The sequence below is a fragment of the Ewingella sp. AOP8-B2-18 genome (assembly GCF_052376015.1).
Classification (GTDB): domain Bacteria; phylum Pseudomonadota; class Gammaproteobacteria; order Enterobacterales; family Enterobacteriaceae; genus Ewingella; species Ewingella allii.
Genome location: NZ_JBQSVB010000007.1, coordinates 87,500 through 107,097, shown reverse-complemented (window position 1 = coordinate 107,097; position 19,598 = coordinate 87,500). Strand labels below are relative to the sequence as shown.

The following is a 19,598-nucleotide window of genomic DNA, read 5'->3' as shown; positions in this document are numbered from 1 at the left end:
ATAAAGTGGCAGTGGCCCGCTGACACTTCCTTAAGCGTGTTTACAGTACTGCAACCTTCCCGTAAAATGCCCGCACACATGGAGCGACAATAGAGCCCTGATTTATTGAGGTCGTTAGATGAGACTTAAGAAATACAATAAAAGTATTGGGATGTTGTCCTTATTTGCATCTGCTTTAATGTTAAGTGGTTGCAATACGGCATTGATGGATCCCAAAGGAGCAATTGGACTCGAGCAGAGAACGCTGATACTGACCGCAATCGGATTAATGCTGATCGTGGTTATACCAGTTATTATCATGGCCTTTGCATTTGCATGGAAGTATCGCGCTTCTAATACAAACGCTAAGTACAGCCCGAACTGGTCCCATTCCAACAAAATCGAAGCCGTGGTCTGGACGGTTCCAATTATCATCATTGCCATCCTGGCAACGATAACTTGGAAAACCACTCACGAACTTGACCCGTTCAAGCCTATCGTATCTGACCAAAAGACCCTGACAGTTGAAGTGGTTTCTTTGGACTGGAAATGGTTGTTCATTTATCCAGAACAAGGCATCGCAACTGTTAACGAATTGGTTATCCCTAAAGATGTTCCGGTTCAGTTCAAAGTCACTTCTGATTCTGTGATGAACTCGTTCTTTATTCCTCAGTTAGGCGGACAGATTTACGCGATGGCGGGTATGCAGACTCAGTTGCATTTGATTGCAAACGAAGCTGGTACCTATAAAGGCATCTCGTCAAACTTCAGTGGCCGCGGTTTCTCTGGCATGAAGTTCAACACCATTGCTACTCCTACGCGTGAAGACTTTGACGCATGGGTTGCGAAAGTGAAGAGCGCGCCAAACCAACTGGCAACCACTGACGACTTCAACAAACTGGCAGCGCAAAGTATCGACAACCCGGTTGAATACTTCGCAAGCGTCAAACCTGAATTGTTCAAAGAAATTATTGGCAAATTCATGGGTGATATGAACATGCACAAAGGCCAGACAATGCCAATGCCAGCCGGCACTGACATGAAAGGCATGGACATGGGCGATCATGCTCACGCAGCCGGAGCCGAGGAATAAACGATGTTGGGAAAATTAACACTTGATGCGATCCCGTATCATGAACCGATTATCGTGGTCACCGTTGCCGCGATAATTATTGGTGGCTTGGCCGTTCTGGCCGGCATCACCTATTTCGGCAAATGGAAATATTTGTGGAACGAATGGATCACCTCCGTTGACCACAAAAAATTAGGTATCATGTACATCATTCTGGCCTTCGTCATGCTGTTGCGTGGCTTTGCCGATGCCATCATGATGCGTAGCCAGCAAGTCCTCGCCTCTGCGGGAGAACCGGGCTTCCTACCGCCTCATCACTACGACCAAATCTTTACCGCGCACGGCGTGATCATGATTTTCTTCATGGCGATGCCTTTCGTTATCGGTCTGATGAACGTGGTTGTGCCGCTGCAAATCGGTGCTCGTGACGTTGCATTCCCGTTCCTGAACAACATCAGCTTCTGGTTCACCGCCGCTGCCGTTGTACTGATCAACATCTCTCTGGGGGTTGGTGAGTTCGCGCAGACCGGTTGGTTGGCCTATCCGCCGTTGTCAGGTAAGGAGTACAGTCCGGGTGTCGGGGTCGATTATTGGATATGGAGTCTTCAGATATCCGGTATTGGTACCTTGCTGACCGGTGTTAACTTCTTCGCCACCATCCTCAAGATGCGTGCGCCTGGTATGCCGCTGATGAAAATGCCGGTATTTACCTGGGCTGCGTTGTGTACCAACGTCTTGATCATCGTGTCGTTCCCAATTCTGACCGTAACCGTTGCGTTGCTGACCCTGGATCGCTATCTGGGCACCCATTTCTTCACCAATGATATGGGCGGCAACATGATGATGTACATCAACCTGATTTGGGCCTGGGGCCATCCGGAAGTGTATATCTTGGTTCTGCCAGTATTTGGTGTGTTCTCAGAAGTTACTGCGACCTTCTCCAAAAAACGTCTGTTCGGCTACACCTCACTGGTATGGGCAACTATCGCCATCACCGTGTTGTCGTTCGTTGTTTGGCTGCACCACTTCTTCACCATGGGTTCAGGTGCCAACGTCAATGCCTTCTTCGGTATCATGACGATGATTATTTCTATCCCAACAGGGGTAAAAATCTTCAACTGGCTGTTCACCATGTACCAAGGCCGTATCCAGCTTAACGCTGCGATGCTATGGACCATCGGCTTCATCATCACCTTCTCTGTAGGTGGTATGACCGGCGTTCTGTTGGCTGTTCCAGGCGCAGACTTCGTGCTGCACAACAGCTTGTTCCTGATTGCTCACTTCCATAACGTTATTATCGGTGGTGTGGTATTCGGTTGCTTCGCTGGCCTGACTTACTGGTTCCCTAAATCCTTCGGCTTCACGCTGAATGAAAAATGGGGTGTGCGTTCATTCTGGTTCTGGATCATCGGCTTCTTCGTCGCCTTCATGCCACTCTATGCACTGGGCTTCATGGGTATGACTCGCCGCGTTAGCCAGAATATCGACCCTGAGTTCCACCCATTACTGGTCGTGGCAGCTTGTGGTGCAGCATTGATTGCAATCGGTATTCTTTGCCAACTGATCATGATCGTTGTGAGTGTTCGTGACCGCGACCAGAACCGTGACCTGACGGGTGACCCGTGGGGCGCACGTACTCTGGAGTGGGCAACCTCTTCTCCTCCTCCGTTCTATAACTTCGCAGTAGTACCTCAGGTACACGACCGCGACGCGTTCTGGGACATGAAAGAGAAAGGCGAAGCTTATGTTAAACCAGCAAAATATGAAAAAATTCATATGCCACGTAACAGCGGCGCAGGCTTCATCATTGCGATGCTCAGCCTGGTAAGCGGTTTTGCATTAATCTGGGATATCTGGTGGTTGGCGCTGGTTAGCTTCATCGCACTGGTTGTAACCTGGATTGTGAAAAGCTTCGATGAAGATGTTGATTACTACGTGCCGGTTGAAGAAATCGAACGTATTGAGAGCCAACATTTTGAACAAATCAGCAAAGCAGGCTTGAAACATGGCAACTGATACCCTGACTAACCACGACGCAGCCCATGCAGAGCATGGGCACCACGACGCAGGTGAAACCAAAGTCTTCGGCTTCTGGATCTACCTGATGAGCGACTGCGTACTGTTCGCGAGCTTGTTCGCAACTTACGCAGTACTGGTGCACGGGACCGCTGGCGGCCCGTCTGGTAAAGATATTTTTGAACTGCCATTCGTACTGGTAGAAACCTTCTTCCTGCTGTTCAGTAGTATTACTTACGGCATGGCGATGCTGGGCATGACTAAAGGCAGCGTAAAAGCTGTTAACAGCTGGTTGTTCCTGACCTTCCTGTTTGGTCTTGGCTTCATCGCGATGGAACTCTATGAATTCCATCACCTGATTAAAGAAGGCTACGGTCCGGATCGCAGTGGTTTCTTGTCAGCGTTCTTCGCGCTGGTAGCAACCCACGGTCTGCACGTAACTTGTGGCCTGATCTGGATCATCACCATGATGGTACAGGTTAGCCGTCGCGGCCTGACCGCAGTTAACCAAACCCGCCTGATGTGCCTGAGCCTGTTCTGGCACTTCCTGGACGTGGTATGGATCTGCGTATTCACCGTTGTTTATCTGATGGGGGTATTAGCATGAGTCATTCTACCACTTCCCATGGCGGCGCAAGCCACGGCAGCGTGAAGTCATACCTGATTGGCTTCATCCTGTCAGTTATTCTGACGGTTATCCCGTTTGCCATGGTAATGAGCGATACAGCTTCACATTCGCTTATCATTGGCACGGTGGTCGCATCTGCGATTATCCAGATCGTTGTACATCTGGTTTACTTCCTGCACTTAAGTACTGCATCGGAAGCACGCTGGAACCTGGTGGCATTTCTGTTCACCGCTGTGATTATCTTTATCGTCGTTGTGGGCTCACTGTGGATTATGTATAACCTCAACCTCAATATGATGGTCAGTTAAAGAGCCGAGCTGCACGTGATGATTAAGCAATACCTGCAAGTAACGAAACCAGGAATTATTTTCGGTAATTTAATTTCTGTCGTCGGGGGATTCCTCCTTGCTGCCAAAGGCAGCATCGACTTCCCTCTCTTTCTCGCCACCTTAGTGGGCGTCTCGTTGGTTGTCGCATCGGGTTGTGTTTTCAACAACTTTATCGACCGCGATATCGACAAGATTATGGAAAGAACGAAGAACCGGGTCCTGGTTAAGGGCCTGATTCCGCCGAAAACAACCCTGGTTTACGCTACCATTTTGGGTATTGCGGGCTTTGCGTTGCTGTATATCGGTGCCAATCCGCTGGCGATGTGGCTGGCTGTGATGGGTTTTGTGGTTTATGTCGGGGTTTATAGCCTGTATATGAAACGCAAATCGGTATATGGCACGCTGATCGGCAGCTTGTCAGGGGCAGCGCCTCCAGTTATCGGTTACTGTGCCGTTTCCGGCCAGTTCGATATGGGCGCGCTGATCCTGCTGCTGATCTTCAGCCTGTGGCAGATGCCGCACTCGTACGCGATTGCCATCTTCCGCTTTAAAGATTATCAGGCTGCCAACATTCCGGTTCTGCCGGTAGTGAAAGGCATTTCAGTGGCTAAACACCACATCACCGTCTACATCATTGCTTTTATGGTGGCGACCTTGATGCTGACCTTGAGCGGCTACGCGGGTTATAAATACCTGATTGTGGCTGCCGCCGTGAGCGTCTGGTGGTTGGGCATGGCGCTGAAAGGTTACAAAACCGAAAACGACATCGTGTGGGCAAGAAAGCTGTTTGTCTTCTCGATTATCGCGATCACTTCGCTGAGCGTCATGATGTCTATCGACTTCAACGCCGCTTCGCCGAACAACTTGTTAACCTACGTCTGGTAAGCATGACGCGCTGAGTTCTTTAGCGACATACAGCACAACAATGGCCAGTAGCGATACTGGTCATTTTTTTGAGCCCTCCCCTGCTTTATCCAGTCAGAATTTTCATAACGTTGTGCTTCTGGCCCACTGGCGGCGGTAATATCTGCTAAACATCCAGCAATTTACCGGCACAAGTTAAAGACATTACAATGTCGCAGGTTTTAGTCTTGAGGTAGTAATGAACGATAACCAAATGACCCCGCAGGAAAGCCGGGCGACGTGGGGACTAGGGATAGTTTTCTCTTTGCGCATGCTCGGCATGTTTATGGTGCTACCCGTCCTGACCACTTACGGTATGGCGCTCGCGGGTGCCAGTGAAACACTTATCGGCATTGCTATCGGTATCTATGGACTGGCACAGGCCGTCTTCCAAATTCCTTTTGGCCTGCTCTCCGATCGCGTTGGGCGTAAGCCGCTGATCGTTTTCGGGCTGATTATCTTCTGTATCGGTAGCGTGGTTGCTGCATCAACAGATTCAATCTGGGGCGTGATCATTGGCCGTGCGATGCAAGGCTCCGGCGCGATTGCCGCCGCAGTGATGGCGCTGCTCTCTGACTTAACGCGCGAGCAGAACCGCACCAAGGCCATGGCCTTTATCGGCATCAGTTTTGGTATCACATTTGCTATCGCCATGGTGCTCGGCCCCATCATTACCCATGCCTGGGGCCTGCACGCCCTGTTCTGGGCCATAGCCCTGCTGACGATTATTGCCATTGTTATCACGTTGTTGGTGGTCCCGGCTCCGGCAACCCACATCCTCAACCGTGAATCGAGCATGGTGAAAGGCAGCTTTGGCAAAGTGTTGGCGAACAAGAAACTGTTGAAGCTTAACTTCGGCATTCTCTGTCTGCATATTCTGCTGATGTCGAGCTTCGTGGTGCTACCACAAGTGATGGAGCACGCGGGCTTCCCGCCGAGTGAGCACTGGCGCGTCTATCTGGTGACTATGCTGGTCTCCTTCGTGGCCGTCATTCCAGTCATCATCTATGCCGAATCCAAGCGCCACATGAAGCAAGTTTTCATGGGCTGCGTGGCGGTGCTGCTACTGGCTGAGTTGGTGCTGTGGTACGCCGGTCTGCGCCTGTGGGTGGTGATTGCCGGCATTCAACTGTTCTTCTTAGCGTTCAACGTGATGGAAGCCATTCTGCCTTCGCTTATCAGCAAAGAGTCTCCGGCGGGCTATAAAGGCACGGCCATGGGCGTTTACTCCACCAGCCAGTTTATCGGCGTCGCCATCGGCGGCAGTCTAGGGGGTTATGTTTATGGGGCGGGCGGCGCTGGCGCAGTCTTCTTGGTTTGCGCAGCCATTGCCGTGGTGTGGCTGATGGTCAGCGCTACCATGAGCGAGCCGCCTTACGTCAGCAGCCTGCGCATTACGCTGTCTGAGCTGGCGGTTAAAGACTCGGCTCTGGAAGCACGCATCAAAGCCCAGCCGGGCGTCGCCGAGGCGATTGTCGTGCCGGAAGAGCTGAGTGCTTATGTCAAAGTAGATACCAAACAGACCAATCGCAAAGCGCTGGAACAGCTAGTCGCTGTAATCTAATACTTTGATTCGATAATAAAAAAGGACGCTCACAGGGCGTCCTTTTTTGTTTGCCGCAGGGCAATCAGTCGCGGAAGTTCTTAAACTGGAAAGGCTGGCCCAAATCGCCTTTGCGCACCAGCGCCATTACGGCTTGCAGGTCATCACGCGCTTTACCGGTCACGCGGATTTCGTCACCCTGAACCTGAGTCTGCACCTTGATTTTGCTGTCTTTAATCAGCTTCACGATCTTCTTCGCTACCGCAGATTCAATCCCTGAGTGCAGTTTAGCTTCTACGCTATAGGTCTTGCCGCTGTGATCCATCTTCTCAGGGATCTCCAGCGCCGCGCCTTCAATGCCGCGTTTCGCCAGCTTTTCACGCAGAATATCAACCAGCTGGTTCACCTGAAAATCAGATTCGCTGGCGACTTTAATGGTTTCGTTTTTCTCATTCAGCTCGAAGCTGGCGGGAATGTTGCGGAAATCCCAACGGGTTTGCAGTTCACGGCTAGCGTTGTCGACCGCGTTGAGCACTTCCTGCATGTCGATTTCAGAAACAATGTCGAATGACGGCATAATCGCTTCTCCCTGGGGCTTTAACCCATGTCGTTATGATGATAAGTCTTATGATGGCGTGCATAATACCGCCTTCGCTCATTGAAGCCAAAAATAAGCCGTCGGTTTTTATTAGGCTGGCCGTTAAGATGGTGCCGATGGGCGAAAATATGTGACACACAGCACAGAATGCTATACTAAAAAATACAAATTAATAACAAATTAGAAACATTAAATTCGATTTACTGAGTATGTTAGATCTGATTGCTCAGGAGGCATAATGAAAATTACAGTTCTTGGCTGCGGTGCCCTGGGGCAGCTTTGGCTATCTACCCTGTACCAACAAGGCCATGACGTACAAGGTTGGGTACGCATTCCACAGCCTTTTGTTGCCGTTAACGTGATATCGCCGGACGGCGTGGCGTTCAACCGTAACCTCCCAACCAATGACCCGCAGCATTTGGCCGAAAGCGAACTGCTGTTGGTGACGCTAAAAGCCTGGCAAGTTTCCGGCGCGGTGAGCGCGCTAATGCCGATACTCAACGACAATTGCACTCTGCTGCTGCTGCATAACGGCATGGGTACCATTGATGAGTTACCGGCCAGCCGCCTGTCCATTTTACAAGGGGCGACCACCCACGCCGCACGCCACGAGGGCAATGCCATTCTGCACGTTGCCGCCGGGATAACCCATATCGGCCCGGTTTCTGCGCGAGGCGCGGCTTCCAGTCATATCGCCGACGTGCTGCATGACGCCCTGCCCGACGTGGCCTGGCATAACAACATCTATCCTTCTCTATGGAACAAGCTGGCGGTTAACTGCGTGATTAACCCTCTGACCGCCGTGCATAATTGTACTAATGGCGACTTGCTGGGATTTAGCAGTGAAATAGAGCAGATTTGCGCCGAAGTGGCGGAAGTGATGGCGATTGAGGGATATCAAACTCACGCAGAGTCCCTGTTGAGCTATGTGTATCAGGTGATCGACACCACGGCCGCCAACCACTCGTCGATGTTGCAGGACATTCGCACTCAGCGTCACACAGAAATCGACTATATTACCGGCTATGTTATCCGCCGCGGGCGCAAGCACGGGCTGACTCTGCCGGTGAACAGTCACTTATTCGATACCGTTAAAAGAAAGGAAAATGGCTATGAGCGTTTCGGTTCTGGTCTGCCTGGCACCTGGGAGTGAGGAAATTGAGGCCGTCACGGCCATCGACTTGCTGGTTAGAGCCGGCGCAAAGGTCACCACGGCAAGCGTAGCGGGCGACGGCGCGCTGGAAATCACCTGTTCGCGCGGCGTGCGGCTGCTGGCCGATGCCCCACTGGTGGATGTCGCCGATAACGACTTTGACGCCATTGTTCTGCCGGGCGGCGTGAAAGGCGCCGAGTGCTTCCGCGACAGCCCGCTGCTGGTGGAAACCGTTCGCCAGATGCACTTTGCCGGTAAAGTTGTCGCTGCCATCTGCGCCGCGCCAGCCCTGGTGCTGGAGTATCACGACTTATTCCCTATCGCCAACATCACCGGTTTTCCAGGGTTGAAAGATAAAATCGCCGCCAACAAATGGTCAGATCGCCGGGTGATGCATGACCCTCGGGTTAATTTGCTCACCAGTCAGGGGCCGGGCAGTTCGATGGAGTTCACCCTAAAGTTGATCGAACTGCTGTTCGACCGGCCAAAAGCGGCGGAGATTGCCGCTCAGCTGGTCATGTCTCCGGGAATTTATAATTTCACTGACGAAGGGGCGCGTGAGTAACCGCTCACTATCCTTTTGATGGCATTGAGAAAAAACCATAAAAAAACCCGGCATGGCCGGGTTTTGTTTTTAGCGCGCGATAAGGCTTAAGGGCGGTAAACTTTAACGTTGGTGTAGCCCTGCTCAAGCAGATAGAGCGCCTGAAGGCGGCTCATCACGCCGCGCTCGCAGTACAGCAAGTAGGTTTTGCTCTGGTCCAAATCGGCGAACTGGGTGCTCAACTTGTAGAAAGGCACGGCCTTGATTTCGACATTTTCCAGCTCCAGCGGCTTCTCTTCCGCTTCGTCTGGCGCACGGATATCCAGAAGAATGTCAGTACTTACTAACTCAGCCACGGTTTCGACTTCTTTCACTTCCTGCGCGGCTTGTTCAGCAATCTGGCGAATATCCTGGTTCTGCGCTTCGCTAACCACTTTGTCGAGAATCGAGAAGTCGAACATCTGCTCTTCGGCTTCGATTTTCTCTTTAACGGCTTTCACGGTCGGGCTTTTAGAAATCACGCCGCAATATTCCGGCATGGTTTTAGCAAAGTCTTCAGTGCCAATTTGGCGAGCCAGATTGATGATGTGCTCTTTATCGTGAGAGATAAGCGGACGCAGGATCAGCGTGTCTGTCGCATTGTCGATGAGACGCAGGTTGGTCAGCGTTTGGCTGGAAACCTGCCCCAGCGCCTCGCCCGTTACCAGCGCCTGAACGCCGTAACGCTCGGCGATTTGCGAAGCTGCGCGCACCATCATGCGTTTCAACACCACGCCCATCTGGCCATCTTCGACTTTCTCAAGGATTTCACCCACCACCGGCTCGAAGTCGATAGCGATGAAACGCACTTTGTGTGAGCTGCCAAAACGGTTCCACAGGTAGTAAGCCACCTGCTTCACGCCGATTTCATGGGCTGAGCCGCCAAGGTTGAAGAAGCAGTAATGCACGCGGCAGCCGCGACGCATCAACATATAGCTCGACACGCCGGAGTCAAACCCGCCGGAGATCAGCGACAGCACGTCTTCCTGCGTCCCAATCGGGTAGCCGCCCAGACCTTCGTGACGGCTCTTGATCAGCACCAGCTGGTCGTCGTTGATTTCCAACTTCACGGTCACCTGCGGATTGGTCAAATTAACGCGCGCAGATTCAACGTGTTGATTCAAACCACCGCCAACATAGCGCTCGACGTCGCCGGAGCTGAAGCTATGTTTACCACGGCGCTTCACGCGCACGCAGAAGGTTTTGCCTTCAACTTCAGGGCCATAAGCTTCCAGCGCCTGCTCGAAGATATTGTGCATGTCGGTGTAAGGACGATCTTCCACTTCTTCGACGTGACGAATGCCGGGAATGCGGCACAGCAATTCGATAATCAAGTCGTGTTTACTTTCGTCTTTACTGCGAACTTCGATATGATCCCAGTGGCGAACCACAGCCAATGACTCATCCTGAGGTTTAATGATGTTGCGAATGCTGCTTGCGAGGATCTTAATGAAGCGCAAACGCACAGATTGACTCTTGATGGTGATTTCTGGGAACAATTTAATGATAAACTTCATAGCAGTCTTTTGTTAGCAGTGAGAAAACAGGGAATGAGTGGCTGGATCAGGCTGAAAGCGCCTATTATTGTTAAGCCCAACGCCGACTAACACTAACGAGTAATAGAGCCTGTTGGCTTTTCAGCGTTGAATAGCCGTATAGCTTAACGATAATTTTGTTGAGCCAGATTCAGCGGCGCAAAGTATACCACTTTAAATAGGGTCTCTGCGCACAAAACCACACATCGGGTATGACGTCGAGACGTAATCCCGCCAGGGCGATGACTTACATTGCAGCGTCACGCTGCTGCCCAACCTATCTGACCAACGAGTTTGAAAGAGAATTATGCCGAAAAAAGCTGTAGCACCCGCCAACTTTGAAACTGCTCTGGCCGAACTGGAACAGATTGTCTCTCGCCTCGAATCTGGCGAATTGCCGCTGGAAGACGCGCTGAATGAGTTCGAAACCGGCGTGCAATTGGCCCGTCAGGGACAGCAAAAATTGCAACAAGCCGAGCAACGCGTTCAAATCCTGCTGGATAGCGACAATGACGCCCCGCTGACACCTTTTACCCCGGACGCTGAGTGATCTGTCATGGCTGATATTGCACAACAAGCCGAAGGCATTGATTTCAACAGCCAGCTCCGTTCGGCGCAAAAACGTGTCGATCGGGCGCTAACCTCCTACATAGATGCCCAACCTTTTGCCGAGATGCCGCTGGCTCAGGCCATGCGCCACGGTGCGTTGTTGGGTGGAAAACGCCTGCGCCCTTATTTGGTCTATGCTACAGGTCAGCTGTTTGGTTTGCATTTGGACTCACTGAACGCCCCGGCGGCAGCCATTGAATGCATCCACGCCTATTCATTGATCCATGATGATTTACCCGCCATGGATGATGACGACCTGCGTCGCGGTCAACCCACTTGCCACATTAAATTTGGCGAGGCGAACGCCATTTTGGCGGGTGATGCCTTACAAACGCTGGCCTTCACTATTTTGGCCGACGGCCCGATGGGCGAAGTGCGGTTGCAAGATCGCCTGTCAATGATGTCTGAATTAGCCGCGGCCAGTGGTATTGCCGGCATGTGTGGCGGTCAGGCACTGGATTTGGCGGCTGAAGGTCAACAGATCGATCTGCAAGCCTTAGAGCAGATCCATCGCCACAAAACCGGCGCACTGATCCGCGCCGCGGTACGCATGGGGGCGTTAGCCGCGGGTGAAAAAGGCCGCGCTGCGCTTCCTCAATTGGATATTTATGCCCAAGCCATTGGCCTGGCGTTTCAGGTTCAGGATGACATTCTGGACGTGATTGGCGACACCGAAAAACTCGGTAAACGTCAGGGAGCCGATCAGCAACTCGGCAAAAGTACCTATCCCGCACTGCTGGGACTGGATGGCGCACAAGCGAAAGCCAAAGACCTCTATCAAGAAGCGGTCGCGGCATTAGAACAGCTGGCCGCACTTTCTTACAATACGGCACCGCTGCACGCATTAGCCCGCTTCGTGATTGAACGCGATAATTGATATAGCCGGGCCATGGGCGTTGTGACATGGAAGCAACAACGCCCGCGAGGCAGCCTATATGCCGTTGAACTTACTATGAGCAACTCATGAGTCTTGAATTAGCCAAATACCCGACCTTGGCGCTGGCGGAGAATCCCGAAGAACTCCGTTCGCTTCCTAAAGAGAGCTTGCCAAAGCTCTGCGACGAACTTCGCCAATACCTATTGGCCAGCGTCAGCCAGTCCAGCGGGCATTTTGCGTCCGGTTTGGGCACGGTTGAACTGACCGTCGCGATGCACTACGTCTATAACACGCCATTCGACAGTCTGGTGTGGGACGTCGGCCATCAGGCCTATCCGCACAAAATCCTGACCGGCCGCCGCGACAGAATTTCCACTATCCGCCAAAAAGATGGCCTGCATCCCTTCCCGTGGCGCGGAGAGAGCGAGTTTGACACCCTGTCCGTGGGTCACTCCTCCACCTCGATCAGTGCCGGTTTAGGCATGGCCGTGGCCGCCGAGCGCGAAGGCAAAGGCCGCCGGACCATCTGTGTGATTGGTGATGGCGCCATCACCGCCGGTATGGCATTTGAAGCGATGAACCACGCGGGTGACATCAAGTCAGACATGCTGGTGGTGCTCAATGACAATGAAATGTCGATTTCCGAGAACGTCGGCGCGCTGAATAACCATCTGGCACAACTGCTCTCCGGCAAGCTTTACTCGCGCCTGCGCGAAGGCGGCAAGAAGGTGCTGTCCGGCATTCCTCCGATTAAGGAGCTGGTACGCCGCACAGAAGAACACCTGAAAGGCATGATGGTGCCGGGCACCCTGTTCGAAGAGCTGGGCTTTAACTATATCGGCCCGGTCGACGGCCACGACGTGCTGGCGCTGGTGCAGACGCTGAAAAACATGCGCGAGCTGAAAGGCCCGCAGCTGCTGCACATCATGACCAAGAAAGGCAAAGGCTATGAGCCAGCCGAGAAAGATCCGATCAGCTGGCACGCCGTGCCGAAATTTGATCCGCTGTTAGGCACGCTGCCGAAAAGCAAAGAAGGGTTGCCGACTTACTCTAAAGTGTTTGGCGACTGGTTGTGCGAAACCGCCGCCAAAGACAGCAAGCTGATGGCGGTCACTCCGGCGATGCGCGAAGGCTCCGGCATGGTGCGCTTCTCCAAAGAATATCCACAGCAGTATTTCGACGTGGCGATTGCCGAGCAGCACGCGGTGACCTTTGCCGCCGGGCTGGCTATCGGCGGCTACAAGCCGATCGTCGCCATCTACTCGACCTTCTTGCAGCGCGCCTACGATCAGGTGATCCACGACGTGGCGATTCAAAACCTGCCGGTGCTGTTCGCCATCGACCGTGGCGGTATCGTCGGTGCCGACGGCCAGACCCATCAGGGCGCGTTTGACCTGTCCTTCCTGCGCTGCATCCCGAACATGGTCATCATGACGCCGAGCGATGAGAACGAATGTCGCCAGATGCTGCACACCGGCTACCACTATCAAGAGGGTCCGGTGGCGGTGCGTTACCCTCGTGGCAACGGAACCGGCGCGGAGTGTACGCCGCTGGCCTCCTTACCAATGGGTAAAGGCATTGTGCGTCGCGAAGGCGAGAAAATCGCCATCCTAAACTTCGGCACCCTGCTGCCAGAAGCCAACGCCGTGGCCGAAAAGCTGAATGCGACGCTGGTCGATATGCGTTTCGTTAAACCTCTCGACGAAGCTCTGGTGCTCGAGCTGGCTTCTAGCCATGAAGTGCTGGTAACGCTGGAAGAGAACGCCATCATGGGTGGCGCGGGCAGCGGCGTGAATGAGCTGCTGATGTCCAAACGCCTGATGGTGCCGGTGCTGAATATTGGTTTGCCGGACCACTTCGTCTCTCAAGGCACACAGGACGAAGTGCGCCGCGATCTTGGTCTGGATGCCGAAGGCATCGAACGCCAAATCAACGACTGGCTGGCCTAACCGCCGCCGCATCTCCCCTCTTTAGCTATTTTAAAGAGGGGAGCTTCACACTTACTCCCGCCGTTATCCTGCTCTCCGTCCTGCCTGAACTACACTTATAGCGTGCTATGAATCTGCACAGGTTGTTCTTGAATAAAAACAACAAGCAGGAGGAATGATGCAACGCATTACACTAGGAAAAACCGATCTTGAGGTGTCACGCCTGTGTTTGGGCTGTATGACCTTTGGCGAGCCGGACCGCGGCTCTCACGCCTGGACTCTGCCCGAAGAGAGCAGCCGCCCTATCATTAAGCAGGCGCTGGACGCCGGAATTAATTTCTTCGATACCTCCAATAACTACTCCGATGGCAGTAGCGAAGAAATTATTGGCCGCGCGCTGAAAGAGTACGCCCGGCGTGAAGACCTGGTGGTCGCCACCAAGGTCTACAATGCCGTCACCGGCCTCAAGCCGGGGCTGTCTCGCGCTTCAATTCTGCAATCCATTGATGACAGCCTGCGGCGCTTGGACATGGAGTACGTGGACCTGCTGCAAATCCATCGCTGGGACTATGAGACGCCCATCGAAGAGACGCTGGAAGCACTGAATGACGTGGTGAAAGCAGGCAAGGCGCGCTACATCGGCGCGTCTTCCATGCATGCCCGGCAATTCAAGCTGGCGCTCGAAGTGTCGGCGAAAAACGGCTGGGCGTCGTTTGTCTCGATGCAAGATCAGTACAATCTGATCCAGCGCGAAGAGGAAAATGACATGCACCCGCTCTGCGTGCAGGAGAATATCGCCGTCCTGCCATGGAGCCCGCTGGCGCGAGGCAAACTGACGCGGCCTTGGGGCGAAACCACGGCGCGATCGGTTTCCGATGAAGTCAGCCAAAAGCTGTATGACGCCACGGATGCTGTTGATGCCAAAGTTGCCGAGCGTCTGGAGAAAGTGGCTGAGGACCACGGCGTGCCGCGGGCGCAAATTGCCTTGGCGTGGCTGTTGGCCAAGCCTGCGGTTACTGCGCCAATCATCGGTGCCTCGCGCCCTGCGCACCTTGAAGACGCTATTGCGGCGCTGCAAGTGAAGCTATCGATAGAAGAGATTGCCGAGCTGGAGATGGCCTATCAGCCGCATGAGGCGACGGGCTATAAATAATCGCGGTGAGGGGAAGGCGTAAAAAAGGCGCTGAAGCCAGAAGCTCAGCGCCTTTTCACATTTCAAGTCGGCTTAAAACAGGCCAATCGGCCAGTGATGCCCAACCAAATAGATAATGCCTGCGGCAACAATCCCGGCGATAACATCATCAATCATGATACCCATGCCGCCGTGAACATTGCGGTCGAACCAGCGGATAGGCCACGGCTTCCAGATATCCAGAATGCGGAACACCACAAAACCGCCGACGACCCACTGCCAATCGTTTACTGGCAGCGCCATCAGCGTGATCCACATGCCGACAAACTCATCCCACACGATGCTGCCGTGATCGTGAACCTGCATGTCTCTGGCCGTTTGGCGGCAGAGGTAAACCCCGATACAGATGCTGAACATCACCACCAGCGAGTAAAGCTGCCACGGCAGGTAGGTCAGCACGATCCAGAAGGGGATCGCGGCAATCGAACCGGCAGTGCCCGGCCCGTAAGGGAAAAGCCCGCTACCAAAGCCGGTAGCCAGCAAGTGCCACGGGTTGCGCAGATTGAGGCGCTTTTTCGCGGCGGCCATATCGCGTTTATGATCGCCGGTTTTACCTTTGTAGTTCTCAGGTCGCTTTTTATGACTAACGGTCACACAATAACTCCCGCTGAAAAGTGATCAAACCCCTGCCAGTCAAGCTCCACCGGCTCGCCTGAACGCAAGAAGGTGATGCCTTCAGACAGCGGAGCCATCTGCCCGACGCAGGTAAAATCAACGCCCAGATGGCTGAGAGCCACGTCCAGTGCGCCACGGTTGATTTCGGGAATGGTAAAGCAAAGCTCATAGTCTTCACCGCCGGTCAGTGCCCATTTCAGCGCCCGATCGCCATCCACGCTGCCCAGAAGTGCTTCTGACAACGGCAGCGCGTCTAAGTCGATACGCGCGCCGCAGCCGCTGGCCGACAACACGTGTTTAAGGTCTGAAATCAGGCCGTCTGAGATATCAATCGCCGCGGTGGCTAAACCACGCAGTGCCTGACCCTGCAAAATGCGCGGCGTCGGGCGAAGGTGGCGTTGCAGCAGAGTGTCGCGATGCTCGGCGTTGTCGACGGTCAGCTGATCCAGCAGCAGGGCCAGGCCTGCCGCGCTGTCGCCCAGCGAGCCGGTAACGAAGATCCAGTCACCGACGCCGGCACCGCTGCGCGTTAAGGCGCGATCCATAGGAATCAGCCCCTGAATGGTCAGGGTCATGCTTAATGGGCCACGGGTGGTGTCGCCGCCAATCAGTTGCATACCGTAGTAATTGAGCTGATCAAACAGGCTATCGCTAAAGGCTTCCAGCCACTCGGTGTTCACTTCCGGCAGGGTCAATGCCAGCGATACCCACGCCGGATCGGCGCCCATGGCGGCTAAATCACTGAGATTCACTGCCAATGCTTTATAACCGAGATCGGCCGGATCGATAGTTTTGAGGAAATGAATGCCTTCTACCAGGGTATCGGTACTTACTGCTAATAGCTGCTTTTCAGCGACAGTCAGCAGAGCGCAGTCGTCGCCAATGCCTAACTGAACATCCCGGCGAGCCGTTCTGTACCGGTTGAAGTAGCGAGCTATTAAATCAAATTCGCCGCATGCCATAGTAAAATTCCAGATTGAGTCACCCAATATCATTCGAGCTGGTGCCTAGCTGCGCAAGGAGCAACACCGGCGTGCCTGCCAACTGAATGGTGAGGGAGAAAAATGACTAAGGCCGGATATCCGGCCTCAACAGGTTGGTCAACGCCATGGTAAGCGATGTAACTTCACAAAATCTTCAACCAAACTAAAGGCTGTATGACCAACATGCATTTATTGTTGTGACTTGTGAACGGGCTGTACTGTTACTTTTTGCGGATATGCGGGCCCGCTTTATCCAGTACGCCGTTAACAAATTTGTGGCTATCTTCAGCGCCGAAGGTTTTCGCCAGTTCGATCGCTTCGTTAATGGCCACTTTATAAGGGACGTCCTGACGCTTGCTCAGTTCAAACAGAGCCAGACGCAGGATTGCTCTTTCCACCTGACCCAATTCGTCGAGCTGGCGAGACAGGTATGGAGCCATCAGCGCATCAAGCTTCTCTGCACTGGTAGCAACACCGGTCAGCAATTCGCGGAAATAGGTAATGTCGACGTCTTTGACATCCTGCTCGGTCAGGAATTCTAATTCAACATCGGCAATGTCGTTTTTCGACAACTGCCAAGAGTAAAGCGCCTGTACGGCACATTCACGGGCGCGGCGACGAGCAGCAGGTTTCACGGATTTCCCCTTAACTAGATTCAGGCCTGGATAGCCTTGATAACATTAATCATTTCAAGCGCGGTCAGGGCTGCTTCAGCACCTTTATTACCGGCTTTTGTCCCTGCACGTTCGATAGCTTGCTCAATACTTTCGGTAGTCAGCACGCCAAACGACACTGGGATCTCGCTGTTCAGCGCAACGCTGGCTAAACCAGAGCTACATTCGCCAGCCACGAATTCGAAATGGGCAGTGCCCCCACGGATGACGGTACCCAGTGCGATAACAGCATCATATTTGCCGCTGTTCGCCAGAGCACGAGTGGCCAGTGGCAGCTCATAAGCGCCTGGAACCCACACTACGGTGATGTTGTCATCGCTAACCTGACCAATGCGTTTCAAAGCATCAACCGCGCCAGACAGCAGGCTGTCGTTGATGAAATTGTTGAAACGGGCAATAGCGATTGCTACGCGCGCGTTCGGCGTGGCTACAACACCTTCGATAACGTTCATAGGTTTTCCTTTAAATGGGTTCAAGAGTTCAGCTTTTGACAGCCCCGGCCCAGCCCAGCCGCAGGGGGGCGGATTCTATCATATTATTACCTTGTCTGGACATGCGATTTATAAACACATTCCATCAAAAGGCGTGGCAGAGAAGCCGAAGCTTATCTGCCCGATATTTTTTGCGACGTTTTTACGGCTCGAATACGTGCCGATTAGTACTGAGGTTTCAGGCGCAGACGCAAATCTGCTCCCACCTGACGCACATCGCTGAGGGTGAATTGTGGCGCATCGGACAGGCTTTGCAAGCCGGGGAGCACACAAAGTGCACGTCCGTTTTCACCCAGTAATTTTGGTGCCATGTAGACGATCAGCTCATCCACCAGACCGGCCTGCAACAGCGCCCCGGCAAGCTCTGCCCCGGCTTCAACCCATATGCTATTTATCTGTCGCTTGGCCAGTTGCATCATCAGCAGCACTAAATCAACCCGGTTATCTCGCCCCGGAACCACCCACTGCTCGGTGGATTCAGGCCAGGTTTGCTCATCGGCGGCAAGGCGGGCCAGCCAAGTATCGCCCGGCTGATTGACCATTTTGTGCCGTGGCGTCACGCGATTTTGACTGTCGATAACAATGCGCAGCGGCTGACGCAGGGACTCCTGCGGATAAATACGCTGAGTGTCGCTATCCAGTTGGTCCCAACGGACGTTGAGTGAAGGGTCGTCCGCCAGCACCGTGGCGCTGGAGCTAAGAATGGCCGAGCTTTGAGCACGAAAACGCTGCACGTCGGCACGCGCGGCGGCTGAGGTGATCCACTGGCTTTCGCCAGACGCCATCGCCGTGCGGCCATCCAGCGACGCCGCCATTTTTAGCTGCACATAAGGGAAGCCGGTGCGCATACGCTTTAAGAAGCCGAGGTTGATGGCTTCGGCTTCGCTGTGCATCAATCCATGGCTGACTTCAATGCCAGTTTGTTGCAAACGGTATAAGCCACGCCCGGCGACTTCTGGATTAGGATCTTGCATGGAGGCAACCACGCGCGCCACGCCGGCGGCAATCAGCGCGTCGGCACAGGGAGGCGTGCGGCCGTGGTGGCTACAAGGTTCGAGGGTGACATAAGCCGTGGCGCCTTGGGCTTTTTCGCCCGCCATGCGCAGCGCATGAACTTCGGCGTGTGGCCCACCGGCCTTAATGTGATACCCCTCCCCCACGATTTCGCCATCACGGACGATGACGCAGCCGACGTTTGGATTTGGCGTGGTGGTGAAGCGGCCGAGTCGCGCCAGCTCAAAGGCGCGAGCCATGTATTTTTCATCTGCATGCAATGATTCTGTGGACATATCTATCCTTAATCCTGAAGACGGGCGATCTCTTCGCCGAACTCGCGGATATCCTCAAAGCTGCGATATACCGAAGCAAAGCGAATGTAGGCGACTTTATCCAGCTTTTTAAGTGCATCCATCACCAGATTGCCAATCATTTTGGCAGGGATTTCGCGCTCTCCCGTAGCCCGCAATTGTGACTTAATGTGGCTGATGGCCATTTCAACATCATCTGAGCTTACAGGCCGTTTTTCCAACGCCTTCAAGATACCGCGGCGCAGTTTGTCTTCATTGAAGGGTTCACGAACGTCATTGCTTTTAATCACGCGGGGCATCACCAGCTCGGCCACTTCAAAAGTAGTAAAGCGTTCGTGGCAAACCAGACACTGGCGACGGCGGCGAACTTGCGATCCATCGCCAACCAGGCGGGAATCGATGACTTTCGTATCAACAGCAGCACAAAATGGGCAATGCATAGCAGTTCCTGATGGCGGTCTTGATGGGGGGTTAGTTTAGCGCGAAGTGGCGCGACAACAAAGGCTGTCGCTACTTTGGTGCACATCGGGTTAAACTTAACCCCTTGTTTGAGCGGGAAGAGCTGCACGTTTCCCCCTTCACC

20 protein-coding genes are annotated in these 19,598 nt (G+C 53.5%); 12 read left to right on the top strand and 8 right to left on the bottom strand.

Going from position 1 to position 19,598, the window contains the following annotated elements:
- Nucleotides 1-118: 118 nt before the first annotated feature.
- The 6 genes from cyoA (at nucleotide 119) to ACT3RR_RS14985 (ending at nucleotide 6,491) form a co-directional block, all read left to right on the top strand.
- The gene (gene cyoA, locus ACT3RR_RS15010; RefSeq protein WP_034792398.1) at nucleotides 119-1,072 is read left to right on the top strand and encodes a cytochrome o ubiquinol oxidase subunit II; all 954 of its coding nucleotides are present in this window, start codon (nucleotides 119-121) and stop codon (nucleotides 1,070-1,072) included.
- A gap of 3 nt (nucleotides 1,073-1,075) precedes the next feature.
- A complete protein-coding gene (gene cyoB / locus ACT3RR_RS15005) occupies nucleotides 1,076-3,067 on the top strand; it encodes a cytochrome o ubiquinol oxidase subunit I (protein WP_353503077.1) in 1,992 nt (663 codons plus the stop codon).
- On the top strand, nucleotides 3,057-3,674 hold the full coding sequence (locus tag ACT3RR_RS15000; protein ID WP_034792403.1) for a cytochrome o ubiquinol oxidase subunit III: 618 nt from the start codon (nucleotides 3,057-3,059) through the stop codon (nucleotides 3,672-3,674). Before cyoB ends, ACT3RR_RS15000 begins: the two co-directional genes overlap by 11 nt.
- Entirely contained in the window at nucleotides 3,671-4,003 is a 333-nt protein-coding gene (locus ACT3RR_RS14995) for a cytochrome o ubiquinol oxidase subunit IV (RefSeq protein ID WP_496200589.1), read from the top strand. The genes ACT3RR_RS15000 and ACT3RR_RS14995 overlap by 4 nt, the downstream gene beginning before the upstream one ends.
- An 18-nt stretch (nucleotides 4,004-4,021) precedes the next feature.
- Nucleotides 4,022-4,909, top strand: a complete 888-nt coding sequence (cyoE, locus tag ACT3RR_RS14990; protein WP_034792408.1) for a heme o synthase — start codon at nucleotides 4,022-4,024, stop codon at nucleotides 4,907-4,909.
- Nucleotides 4,910-5,126: 217 nt separating this feature from the next.
- Nucleotides 5,127-6,491, top strand: a complete 1,365-nt coding sequence (locus ACT3RR_RS14985; protein WP_485903554.1) for an MFS transporter — start codon at nucleotides 5,127-5,129, stop codon at nucleotides 6,489-6,491.
- A 64-nt stretch (nucleotides 6,492-6,555) separates the two neighbouring features.
- On the opposite strand, the gene ACT3RR_RS14980 is transcribed toward ACT3RR_RS14985, so the two are convergent.
- Nucleotides 6,556-7,047 (bottom strand): YajQ family cyclic di-GMP-binding protein, encoded by a 492-nt coding sequence (locus ACT3RR_RS14980; protein ID WP_034792410.1) that lies wholly within the window; start codon nucleotides 7,045-7,047, stop codon nucleotides 6,556-6,558.
- Nucleotides 7,048-7,306: 259 nt separating this feature from the next.
- On the opposite strand from ACT3RR_RS14980, the gene panE reads away from it, so the two are divergent.
- Both panE and yajL read left to right on the top strand, forming a co-directional pair.
- The gene (gene panE / locus ACT3RR_RS14975) at nucleotides 7,307-8,221 is read left to right on the top strand and encodes a 2-dehydropantoate 2-reductase (protein WP_496200588.1); all 915 of its coding nucleotides are present in this window, start codon (nucleotides 7,307-7,309) and stop codon (nucleotides 8,219-8,221) included.
- The gene (gene yajL / locus ACT3RR_RS14970; protein WP_353503080.1) at nucleotides 8,181-8,786 is read left to right on the top strand and encodes a protein deglycase YajL; all 606 of its coding nucleotides are present in this window, start codon (nucleotides 8,181-8,183) and stop codon (nucleotides 8,784-8,786) included. Before panE ends, yajL begins: the two co-directional genes overlap by 41 nt.
- 86 nt (nucleotides 8,787-8,872) lie before the next feature.
- Here the strand turns inward: yajL and thiI are convergent, their stop codons facing one another.
- The gene (gene thiI / locus ACT3RR_RS14965; RefSeq protein ID WP_353503081.1) at nucleotides 8,873-10,321 is read right to left on the bottom strand and encodes a tRNA uracil 4-sulfurtransferase ThiI; all 1,449 of its coding nucleotides are present in this window, start codon (nucleotides 10,319-10,321) and stop codon (nucleotides 8,873-8,875) included.
- A gap of 325 nt (nucleotides 10,322-10,646) precedes the next feature.
- Here thiI and xseB point away from each other — a divergent pair, with 325 nt between their 5' ends.
- From xseB to ACT3RR_RS14945, 4 genes are all read left to right on the top strand, one after another.
- Nucleotides 10,647-10,889: an exodeoxyribonuclease VII small subunit gene (xseB, locus tag ACT3RR_RS14960; RefSeq protein ID WP_154145607.1), complete on the top strand. Its 243-nt coding sequence runs from the start codon at nucleotides 10,647-10,649 to the stop codon at nucleotides 10,887-10,889.
- A 6-nt stretch (nucleotides 10,890-10,895) separates the two neighbouring features.
- Complete coding sequence (gene ispA / locus ACT3RR_RS14955; RefSeq protein ID WP_353503082.1) at nucleotides 10,896-11,825, top strand: (2E,6E)-farnesyl diphosphate synthase; 930 nt, start codon at nucleotides 10,896-10,898, stop codon at nucleotides 11,823-11,825.
- Nucleotides 11,826-11,911: 86 nt separating this feature from the next.
- Nucleotides 11,912-13,774, top strand: a complete 1,863-nt coding sequence (gene dxs / locus ACT3RR_RS14950; protein WP_396131126.1) for a 1-deoxy-D-xylulose-5-phosphate synthase — start codon at nucleotides 11,912-11,914, stop codon at nucleotides 13,772-13,774.
- Nucleotides 13,775-13,931: 157 nt separating this feature from the next.
- Nucleotides 13,932-14,906 carry an aldo/keto reductase gene (locus tag ACT3RR_RS14945; protein WP_353504016.1) on the top strand — a complete coding sequence of 325 codons (975 nt, stop codon included), beginning with the start codon at nucleotides 13,932-13,934 and terminating at the stop codon, nucleotides 14,904-14,906.
- 72 nt (nucleotides 14,907-14,978) lie between these two features.
- On the opposite strand, the gene pgpA is transcribed toward ACT3RR_RS14945, so the two are convergent.
- The 6 genes from pgpA to nrdR form a co-directional block, all read right to left on the bottom strand.
- On the bottom strand, nucleotides 14,979-15,473 hold the full coding sequence (pgpA, locus tag ACT3RR_RS14940; RefSeq protein ID WP_496200658.1) for a phosphatidylglycerophosphatase A: 495 nt from the start codon (nucleotides 15,471-15,473) through the stop codon (nucleotides 14,979-14,981).
- A 62-nt stretch (nucleotides 15,474-15,535) separates the two neighbouring features.
- Entirely contained in the window at nucleotides 15,536-16,522 is a 987-nt protein-coding gene (gene thiL / locus ACT3RR_RS14935) for a thiamine-phosphate kinase (RefSeq protein WP_496200587.1), read from the bottom strand.
- Nucleotides 16,523-16,764: 242 nt separating this feature from the next.
- On the bottom strand, nucleotides 16,765-17,178 hold the full coding sequence (nusB, locus tag ACT3RR_RS14930; RefSeq protein WP_034792428.1) for a transcription antitermination factor NusB: 414 nt from the start codon (nucleotides 17,176-17,178) through the stop codon (nucleotides 16,765-16,767).
- Between the two features lie 20 nt (nucleotides 17,179-17,198).
- Nucleotides 17,199-17,669: a 6,7-dimethyl-8-ribityllumazine synthase gene (gene ribH, locus ACT3RR_RS14925; protein ID WP_353503085.1), complete on the bottom strand. Its 471-nt coding sequence runs from the start codon at nucleotides 17,667-17,669 to the stop codon at nucleotides 17,199-17,201.
- A 203-nt stretch (nucleotides 17,670-17,872) separates the two neighbouring features.
- The gene (gene ribD / locus ACT3RR_RS14920; RefSeq protein ID WP_496200657.1) at nucleotides 17,873-18,982 is read right to left on the bottom strand and encodes a bifunctional diaminohydroxyphosphoribosylaminopyrimidine deaminase/5-amino-6-(5-phosphoribosylamino)uracil reductase RibD; all 1,110 of its coding nucleotides are present in this window, start codon (nucleotides 18,980-18,982) and stop codon (nucleotides 17,873-17,875) included.
- 23 nt (nucleotides 18,983-19,005) lie between these two features.
- Entirely contained in the window at nucleotides 19,006-19,455 is a 450-nt protein-coding gene (nrdR, locus tag ACT3RR_RS14915) for a transcriptional regulator NrdR (protein ID WP_353503086.1), read from the bottom strand.
- Nucleotides 19,456-19,598: the final 143 nt, after the last annotated feature.

What these genes read in the sequence shown, in the direction of transcription:
- cyoA (WP_034792398.1), top strand. Translation starts at nt 119, where the DNA reads ATGAGACTTAAGAAATACAATAAAAGTATTGGGATGTTGTCCTTATTT.
- cyoB (WP_353503077.1), top strand. Translation starts at nt 1,076, where the DNA reads ATGTTGGGAAAATTAACACTTGATGCGATCCCGTATCATGAACCGATT.
- ACT3RR_RS15000 (WP_034792403.1), top strand. Translation starts at nt 3,057, where the DNA reads ATGGCAACTGATACCCTGACTAACCACGACGCAGCCCATGCAGAGCAT.
- ACT3RR_RS14995 (WP_496200589.1), top strand. Translation starts at nt 3,671, where the DNA reads ATGAGTCATTCTACCACTTCCCATGGCGGCGCAAGCCACGGCAGCGTG.
- cyoE (WP_034792408.1), top strand. Translation starts at nt 4,022, where the DNA reads ATGATTAAGCAATACCTGCAAGTAACGAAACCAGGAATTATTTTCGGT.
- ACT3RR_RS14985 (WP_485903554.1), top strand. Translation starts at nt 5,127, where the DNA reads ATGAACGATAACCAAATGACCCCGCAGGAAAGCCGGGCGACGTGGGGA.
- ACT3RR_RS14980 (WP_034792410.1), bottom strand. Translation starts at nt 7,047, where the DNA reads ATGCCGTCATTCGACATTGTTTCTGAAATCGACATGCAGGAAGTGCTC.
- panE (WP_496200588.1), top strand. Translation starts at nt 7,307, where the DNA reads ATGAAAATTACAGTTCTTGGCTGCGGTGCCCTGGGGCAGCTTTGGCTA.
- yajL (WP_353503080.1), top strand. Translation starts at nt 8,181, where the DNA reads ATGAGCGTTTCGGTTCTGGTCTGCCTGGCACCTGGGAGTGAGGAAATT.
- thiI (WP_353503081.1), bottom strand. Translation starts at nt 10,321, where the DNA reads ATGAAGTTTATCATTAAATTGTTCCCAGAAATCACCATCAAGAGTCAA.
- xseB (WP_154145607.1), top strand. Translation starts at nt 10,647, where the DNA reads ATGCCGAAAAAAGCTGTAGCACCCGCCAACTTTGAAACTGCTCTGGCC.
- ispA (WP_353503082.1), top strand. Translation starts at nt 10,896, where the DNA reads ATGGCTGATATTGCACAACAAGCCGAAGGCATTGATTTCAACAGCCAG.
- dxs (WP_396131126.1), top strand. Translation starts at nt 11,912, where the DNA reads ATGAGTCTTGAATTAGCCAAATACCCGACCTTGGCGCTGGCGGAGAAT.
- ACT3RR_RS14945 (WP_353504016.1), top strand. Translation starts at nt 13,932, where the DNA reads ATGCAACGCATTACACTAGGAAAAACCGATCTTGAGGTGTCACGCCTG.
- pgpA (WP_496200658.1), bottom strand. Translation starts at nt 15,473, where the DNA reads ATGGCCGCCGCGAAAAAGCGCCTCAATCTGCGCAACCCGTGGCACTTG.
- thiL (WP_496200587.1), bottom strand. Translation starts at nt 16,522, where the DNA reads ATGGCATGCGGCGAATTTGATTTAATAGCTCGCTACTTCAACCGGTAC.
- ribH (WP_353503085.1), bottom strand. Translation starts at nt 17,669, where the DNA reads ATGAACGTTATCGAAGGTGTTGTAGCCACGCCGAACGCGCGCGTAGCA.
- nrdR (WP_353503086.1), bottom strand. Translation starts at nt 19,455, where the DNA reads ATGCATTGCCCATTTTGTGCTGCTGTTGATACGAAAGTCATCGATTCC.